This window comes from Pseudomonas sp. GM30, assembly GCF_000282275.2.
Lineage (GTDB): Bacteria > Pseudomonadota > Gammaproteobacteria > Pseudomonadales > Pseudomonadaceae > Aquipseudomonas.
The window spans coordinates 82627-90191 of sequence record NZ_AKJP02000015.1 but is presented as its reverse complement, the minus strand read 5'-3'; the positions used below and the strand labels follow the sequence as shown (position 1 = coordinate 90191).

General features: G+C 61.0%; 6 protein-coding genes. All 6 read left to right on the top strand.

Annotation, left to right across the window (positions count from 1 at the left end; genetic code table 11):
* On the top strand, positions 1 to 2834 hold a 2834-nt coding region (locus PMI25_RS29380; RefSeq protein WP_024164451.1), incomplete at its 5' end, for a beta strand repeat-containing protein.
* Positions 2835 to 3089: 255 nt separating this feature from the next.
* Positions 3090 to 3863: a glucose-1-phosphate cytidylyltransferase gene (rfbF, locus tag PMI25_RS12015; protein ID WP_007966191.1), complete on the top strand. Its 774-nt coding sequence runs from the start codon at positions 3090 to 3092 to the stop codon at positions 3861 to 3863.
* Positions 3845 to 4927: a CDP-glucose 4,6-dehydratase gene (rfbG, locus tag PMI25_RS12010; RefSeq protein WP_007966193.1), complete on the top strand. Its 1083-nt coding sequence runs from the start codon at positions 3845 to 3847 to the stop codon at positions 4925 to 4927. Before rfbF ends, rfbG begins: the two co-directional genes overlap by 19 nt.
* Positions 4924 to 5484 carry a dTDP-4-dehydrorhamnose 3,5-epimerase gene (gene rfbC / locus PMI25_RS12005; RefSeq protein WP_007966195.1) on the top strand — a complete coding sequence of 187 codons (561 nt, stop codon included), beginning with the start codon at positions 4924 to 4926 and terminating at the stop codon, positions 5482 to 5484. The genes rfbG and rfbC overlap by 4 nt, the downstream gene beginning before the upstream one ends.
* A complete protein-coding gene (locus tag PMI25_RS12000; RefSeq protein WP_007966198.1) occupies positions 5481 to 6707 on the top strand; it encodes a class I SAM-dependent methyltransferase in 1227 nt (408 codons plus the stop codon). Before rfbC ends, PMI25_RS12000 begins: the two co-directional genes overlap by 4 nt.
* Positions 6704 to 7561 (top strand): NAD-dependent epimerase/dehydratase family protein, encoded by an 858-nt coding sequence (locus PMI25_RS11995; protein WP_007966199.1) that lies wholly within the window; start codon positions 6704 to 6706, stop codon positions 7559 to 7561. The genes PMI25_RS12000 and PMI25_RS11995 overlap by 4 nt, the downstream gene beginning before the upstream one ends.
* Positions 7562 to 7565: the final 4 nt, after the last annotated feature.

Sequence of the window (7565 nt, the reverse complement as noted above, 5' to 3'; positions counted from 1 at the left end):
CGGCGTATTCGCAGGGCGTGACCCTGACCAACGTCGAGAAAGTCATCGGCTCTGCTTTCAACGATAGCTTCACCACTGACGCTTATCTCTTCGCAACCGTACGAAGGTGGTGCGGGGACGATATCTACTACGTCAACGGCGGTGGCGTAACCGTCATCGAGCAGGCTGGCGGCGGTAACGATGAAGTGCGCGTCAGCTACAAGGACCATACGCTGGCGGCCAACGTCGAGCGTCTGACCTACACCGGCACTGGCTCGTTTACCGGCTGGGGCAATGCCAGCGACAACATCATCACCGGCGGCAGCGGCAACGACATGCTGTACGGCGGTGGCGGTGCCGACCAGTTCTTCGGCGGTGCCGGTCGCGACACCGTGTCGTATCTGGACAGCACGGTGGCAGTCAACATCAACCTGAAAACCGGGGTCAACTCGGGGATCGGTGCAGGCGACACCTACAACAGTATCGAAGTGATTGCCGGTTCCAAATTCAACGACACCTTTGTGGTCGATAGCCGGATTTCGGCTGTTGATGGCGGTGAAGGTTTCGACACCGTGGACTACTCGACTTCGAGCGCGGCCGTGAATATCGATATCCGTCCGGGCACCAGCCTGCCGGGCGTCGGTGGCGACTCGCAGGGCGTGACCCTGACCAACGTCGAGAAAGTCATCGGCTCGGCATTCAACGATACCTTCACCACGGATGCCTACCTCTTCGCCACTTACGACGGGGGAGCGGGCGACGATATCTATTACGTCAACGGCGGTGGCGTAACGGTCATCGAGCAGGTCGGTGGCGGCAACGATGAAGTGCGCGTCAGCTACAAGGAACACACACTGGCGGCTAACGTCGAGCGCCTGACTTACACCGGTACCGGCTGTCTTACCGGCTGGGGCAATGCCAGCGACAACATCATCACCGGGGGTAACGGCAACGACATGCTGTACGGCGGTGGCGGTGCCGACCAGTTCTTCGGCGGTGCCGGTCGCGACACCGTGTCGTATCTGGACAGCACGGTGGCAGTCAACATCAACCTGAAAACCGGGGTCAACTCGGGGATCGGTGCAGGCGACACCTACAACAGTATCGAAGTCATCGCCGGTTCCAAATTCAACGACACCTTCGTGGTCGATAGCCGGATTTCGGGTGTTGATGGCGGGGAAGGTTTCGACACCGTGGATTACTCGACTTCCAGCGCGGCCGTCAATATCGACATCCGACCGGGCACCAGCCTGCCGGGTGTCGGTGGCGATTCGCAGGGTGTCACCCTGACCAATATCGAGAAAGTCATTGGTACGGCGTTCAACGATACCTTCACCACGGATGCCTACCTCTTCGCCACTTACGACGGTGGTGCGGGCGATGACATCTACTACGTCAACGGCGGTGGCGTAACGGTCATCGAGCAGGCTGGTGGCGGCAACGATGAAGTGCGCGTCAGCTACAAGGACCATACGCTGGCGGCCAACGTCGAGCGCCTGACTTACACCGGTACCGGCTCGTTCACCGGTGTGGGTAATGCGATTGACAACATCATCACCGGCGGCAATGGCAATGACCTGCTTTACGGTGGCGGTGGTGCCGACCAGTTCATTGGTGGTGGAGGCATGGACACGGTGTCCTACGACGACAGCACTGTAGGCGTCAGCATCAACTTGAAAACCGGTGTCAGTACCGGGATCGCGACGGGCGACACCTACAACAGCATCGAGGCGTTCACAGGCTCGAAGTACAACGACATCTTCGTTGGCAGCTCCGTAGCGCTGGCAATCAACGGCGGTACCGGCCTGGATATGGTCAGCTACGAGTCGTCAGACAGTGCCGTCACCATCGACCTGAAAACCAACGTCAATGCCGGCGATGCTGCTGGCGATACCTTCACCAATATCGAGATCTTCCAGGGCAGCAGCTTTGCCGACACCTTGTCCGGAACGGCGATCAACGACAATTTCATCGGTGGCGGCGGCGCCGACGTGATTGACGGGCGTGAAGGGATCGACACGGTCTGGTACATCAACAACACCACAGCGGTGAACATCAACCTGCAGACCGGCGTCAATCAGGGCGGTGATGCACAAGGCGATGTGCTCATCAACGTCGAAAGCATCATCGGTACCAACTTCAACGACACGCTGACCGGCAACGCGCTGGCCAACGGCCTTGAAGGTGGTCTGGGCAACGACACCATTTACGGTGGCGATGGCAATGATGTCATTTACGGCAGTTTCTACACCCAGCTCGGGCCGTTCGCGGTCGACGTCGCTGCCGGTGGGCCGCAAGCCGACATGCTGTACGGCGGCAATGGCAACGACCTCATCATCAGCGCTCCGGACGACCGTGGAACGTTCGCCTTCGGTGAAGCTGGCAACGACACGATCCAGGTCGTCAGCGGCACTGCCGATGGTGGCGACGGTAGCGATGATCTGCTCGGTACCGGTGAAAACTTCGTGCTGCTTGGCGGCGCGGGCAATGACGCGCTGACTTTAGGCGGTAAAGTTACTTACCCTTGGCAAATGAAAGCCACCGGTTTTGCCAACGGCGGCGAAGGCGGCGATACCTATATCGTCAATACCGGCCTGCTGGTAACCATCCGTGATGATGGCACTAGCGGTACGGACACGCTGATCCTGAACAACATCCGTTCGGCTGATACGTTGCAACTGGAACGGGTGGGCAACGACCTGTACCTCAATGACGGCAGTTTCCCACCGTCTGATCCAACCGCCCAAGGAGTAAAACTGCAGGACTGGTTCGCTGGCTACAACACCATCGAGCACTTCATGGCAGCCAACGGTGATGTTCTGCCGATCAATGACGGGTTCAGCATGTTTGGCTGATTCGTTCCAATCGTTGTAACAGCTCGATGAAAGGGATGAATCCGATGACGGATTCATCCCTTTTTTCATGGCCGCACGTCCTGCCACACACTGCGCACCGAGCTGGCGCGTTTCCTGCAAGTCCCCCTCAAATCGCCATAAAACGAGCGCTTGCGGTCATCGCCGCGGCGCCGCCAGCGGCAAAAGGTTTGGCCAGAAGGCGCGCGCCGCTCAAGAAAGCTCTGCGCAGCCCGGTGAAGAACAAGAGGGGAGACGATGAAGGCAGTAATTTTGGCGGGTGGCCTCGGCACGCGCATCAGTGAAGAGTCGCACCTCAAGCCCAAGCCGATGATCGAGATCGGCGGCAAGCCAATTCTCTGGCACATCATGAAGCAGTATTCAGCTCACGGAATCCACGACTTCGTGATCTGCCTGGGCTACAAGGGCTACGCGATCAAGGACTTCTTCGCCAATTACTTCCTGCACACCTCCGACGTCACGTTCAACATGCGCGAGAACCGCATGGACGTGCATCAGAATTACAGCGAACCATGGAGTGTCACCCTGATCGACACCGGCGAGGAAACCATGACCGGTGGCCGTCTGCTGCGTGCCGGCCGTTATCTGAAGGATGAAGAGGCGTTCTGCTTCACTTACGGCGACGGCGTTTCCGATTTGAACATTCGCCAGTTGGTCGAGTACCACAAGGCCCATGGCCGCCTGGCGACCGTGACGGCGGTGCAACCACCGGGTCGTTACGGCGCCCTGGAGCGCCAGGGTGATCAGGTCCTCGGTTTCACTGAAAAACCACGCGGTGACGGCGGCTGGATCAATGGCGGGTTTTTTGTCCTGTCGCCGAAAGTATTGCCGTATATCGCGGGTGATGAAACCACTTGGGAGGCTGAGCCATTGGCACGGCTGGCCCAGGATGAGCAGCTCAAGGCGTTCGAGCACGACGGCTTCTGGCAACCCATGGACACCCTGCGCGACAAAAACCACCTCGAAGCGCTATGGCAGAGCGGGGAGGCCCCATGGAAGCAATGGGCCTGAGTGCGGATTTCTGGCGCGGCAAGCGCGTCCTGATTACCGGCCACACCGGTTTCAAGGGCAGCTGGCTGACCCTGTGGCTGCAAAGCCTCGGCGCGCACGTCAGCGGTTTCTCGCTGGATCCGTCAACCGAACCGAGCCTGTATGAACTGGCGCGGGTTCACGAAGGGATCAACGATCAACGCGGTGATCTGCGCGATCTCGGCGCGTTGCTGGAGATCATCGCCGACACCGAACCGGAAATCGTCCTGCACCTGGCCGCGCAGCCACTGGTGCGCGAAGGCTATCGCGACCCGCTGGGCACTTATTCCAGCAACGTCATGGGCACGCTGAACCTGCTCGAAGCGATCCGTCAGGTCGGTTGCGTGCGCGCCTGCGTGCTGGTGACCACCGACAAGGTCTACGCCAACAAGGAATGGCTGTGGCCGTACCGCGAAGACGAAGCCCTCGGCGGGCACGATCCTTACAGCAGCAGCAAGGCCTGCTGCGAACTGTTGGCGCAGTCTTATGCGGCGTCGTTCTTCCCGGCCGACAAGTACGCCGAGCACGGTCTGGCCCTGGCCACCGCGCGCGCCGGCAACGTGCTGGGCGGCGGCGACTTCGCCCCTGAACGGCTGATTCCCGACGTGCTCAAAGCCTGGACTGCCGACGAGCCGGTGACCCTGCGTTATCCGCAAGCCGTGCGCCCGTGGCAACACGCGCTGGAACCGCTGGCCGGTTATCTGCAACTGGTGGCGGGGCTCTACGAACAAGGCCCGGAATACGCTGGGGCGTGGAACTTCGGCCCGGGCGAGACGGACATGTGCAGCGTCGGCGAAGTGGTCGAGCTGCTCGCCAGTCGCTGGCCGCAGGCACGCGGTCTGCGCATCGAAAAAAGTGAATTGCACGAAGCTGGCCTGCTGCGCCTCGACAGTAGCCGCGCCCGACAGGTGCTCGGCTGGCAGCCACGCTGGACCTTGCAGCAATGCCTGACCCAGACCCTCGACTGGCATCTGGCGTGGCAGAACGGCGATGACATGCGCACCGTGACCCTTGGCCAACTGAACCTGTACCGAGGCGCGCTGTGAGCGAGTTTTCCTTGAAACAATTGCCGCTGGCCGGGCTGTTCAGCGTGCAGCACAAACGCTTCGAAGATCAGCGCGGGCATTTCGCCCGGCTGTTCTGCGAGGGCAGCCTGAGTGCGTTCGGCAGCGAGTTTCACATCCGCCAGATCAACCACTCCTGCACCCGCGAGAAGGGCAGTGTGCGCGGTCTGCATTACCAGAACGCCAACGCCCCGGAAGCCAAGTTGATCACCTGCCTGCGCGGTGAAGTGTGGGACGTGGCGGTGGATCTGCGCCCTGATTCCGCAACCTTTCTGCACTGGCACGCCGAGCAACTCAAGGCTGGCGATGGTCGCAGTCTGTTGATTCCGGCCGGGTTCGCCCACGGTTTCCAGACCCTGACCGACGACGCCGAACTGCTTTACCTGCACAGCGCCGATTACGCGCCGGAACATGAGGGCGGCTTGTCGGTGAACGATCCACGGCTGGCGATTGCCTGGCCGTTGCCTGTCAATAATTTGTCAGCGCGTGATTCCAGCCATCCCGCGCTCGATCAACATTTTGCTGGAGTGCGTCTATGAACTGCCGTGGGTGCGCCGCACCGCTGAGCCTGCCGCTGATCGACCTCGGCACCTCGCCACCGTCCAACGCCTACGTGCACGCCGATCGGCTGGAACAGGCCGAACAATGGATGCCGCTCAAGGTTGCCGTGTGCCAGCAATGCTGGCTGGTGCAGACCGAGGACTACACCCGTGCCGACAGCCTGTTCGATGCCGAATACGCCTACTTCAGTTCGTTCTCCAGCACCTGGCTGGCCCACGCCGAGCGCTACGTCGCCGAGATGGTCGAGCGCTTTGGCCTGAACGCCGACAGCCGCGTGGTCGAAGTGGCTGCCAACGACGGCTATCTGCTGCAGTACGTCGCTGCTCGCGGCATTCCGTGTCTGGGTGTCGAGCCGACCCGCAGCACCGCGCAAGCGGCGCGGGAAAAAGGCCTGCAGATTCGTGAAGTGTTTTTCGGTCGCGACAGCGCTGCGCAGTTGTACAGCGAAGGTTGGGGCGCCGACCTGATGGCGGCCAACAACGTGCTCGCGCATGTGCCGGACATCAACGATTTCCTCGGTGGTTTCGCCACGCTGCTCAAGCCGACCGGCGTCGCTACTTTCGAATTTCCGCAACTGCTGACGCTGATGGCTGGCGCGCAGTTCGACACGCTGTATCACGAGCACTATTCCTACCTGTCGCTGACTGCCGTGCAGACCCTGTGCGAGCGCAATGGTCTGGAAGTGTTTGACGTCAGTCAGTTGAGCACCCACGGCGGTTCGCTGCGGGTGTTCGTGCAGCGCCGGGATGGTGAGCGTCGTGCGGTGCAGCCGGAGGTGCAGCAACAACTGCAGGCCGAACTCGCTGCCGGGGTGAAAACCCCTGAGTACTACGCGACCCTCGCGCCGGCAGCCGAACGCATCAAGCATGAACTGCTGCGCTTCCTGTTGCAGGCCAAGGCCGACGGCAAGCGTGTGGTCGGTTACGGCGCGGCGGCCAAGGGCAACACCTTGCTCAACTACGCCGGGGTCAAACCGGATCTGCTGGCCTGGGTGGCGGATGCCAACCCGCACAAGCAGGGCAAGTTTCTGCCGGGCAGCCGTATCCCGATTGTTGCGCCGGCGCAGATCGATATTGAACAACCGGATTACGTGCTGGTGCTGCCGTGGAACCTGCTGCACGAAGTCAGTCAGCAACTGGCGCAGGTGCGCCAGTGGGACGGGCGCTTCGTAATCGCCGTGCCTGAGATGAAAGTCCTGTGAACGTCCTGGTCACCGGGGCCACGGGTTTCGTCGGCCGGCATCTGGTCGCGGCGTTGCTCGCGCGTGGCTGCGCCGTGCGCGCGGTGGCACGCAATACAGATACGGCTGCGAGCATGCCATGGATCAATGACGTCGAATTCGTCGCGGCGGATATTCACGCGGCGGATCTGGACATTGCGGCGCTCACCAGCGGCATTGACGTCCTTGCGCACCTGGCCTGGCCGGGGCTGCCGAACTATCGGGCGCTGTTCCATTTCGAGCACAACCTGATGGCCGACTACCGCTTTATCAAAAGTGCGGTCGAGGCGGGTGTGCCGCAAGTCCTGGTGACCGGCACCTGCTTCGAGTACGGCATGCAAAGCGGCCCGCTCAGCGAAAGCACCGCGCCCCAGCCGAGCAATCCTTACGGGTTGGCCAAGCACAGCTTGCACCTGTTTTTGCAGAACCTTGCGCAAGAACATCCGTTCACTCTGCAGTGGGCGCGCCTGTTCTATTTGCATGGTGAAGGGCAGAACCCCAACAGTCTGCTGGCAGCGCTGGATCGGGCGATCGATAGCGGTGACGCGTCATTCAACATGTCTGGCGGCGAGCAGTTGCGCGACTTTTTGCCGATCGCCAGCGCCGCCGATTACCTCGCCGCGATCATCCATCAGCGTGATTTCAACGGGGTGATCAATTGCGCCAGCGGCCAGGCGGTTTCGGTAAGAACCCTGGTCGAGCAACGCCTGCGTGAACGCGGTGCTTCGATCGATTTGAATCTGGGGCATTACCCCTATCCGACACACGAACCCATGGCGTTCTGGGCGGTGGTCGACCGTTTGCAACAGTTGCTCGAGGCGCAGCGAACCCATTGATGTG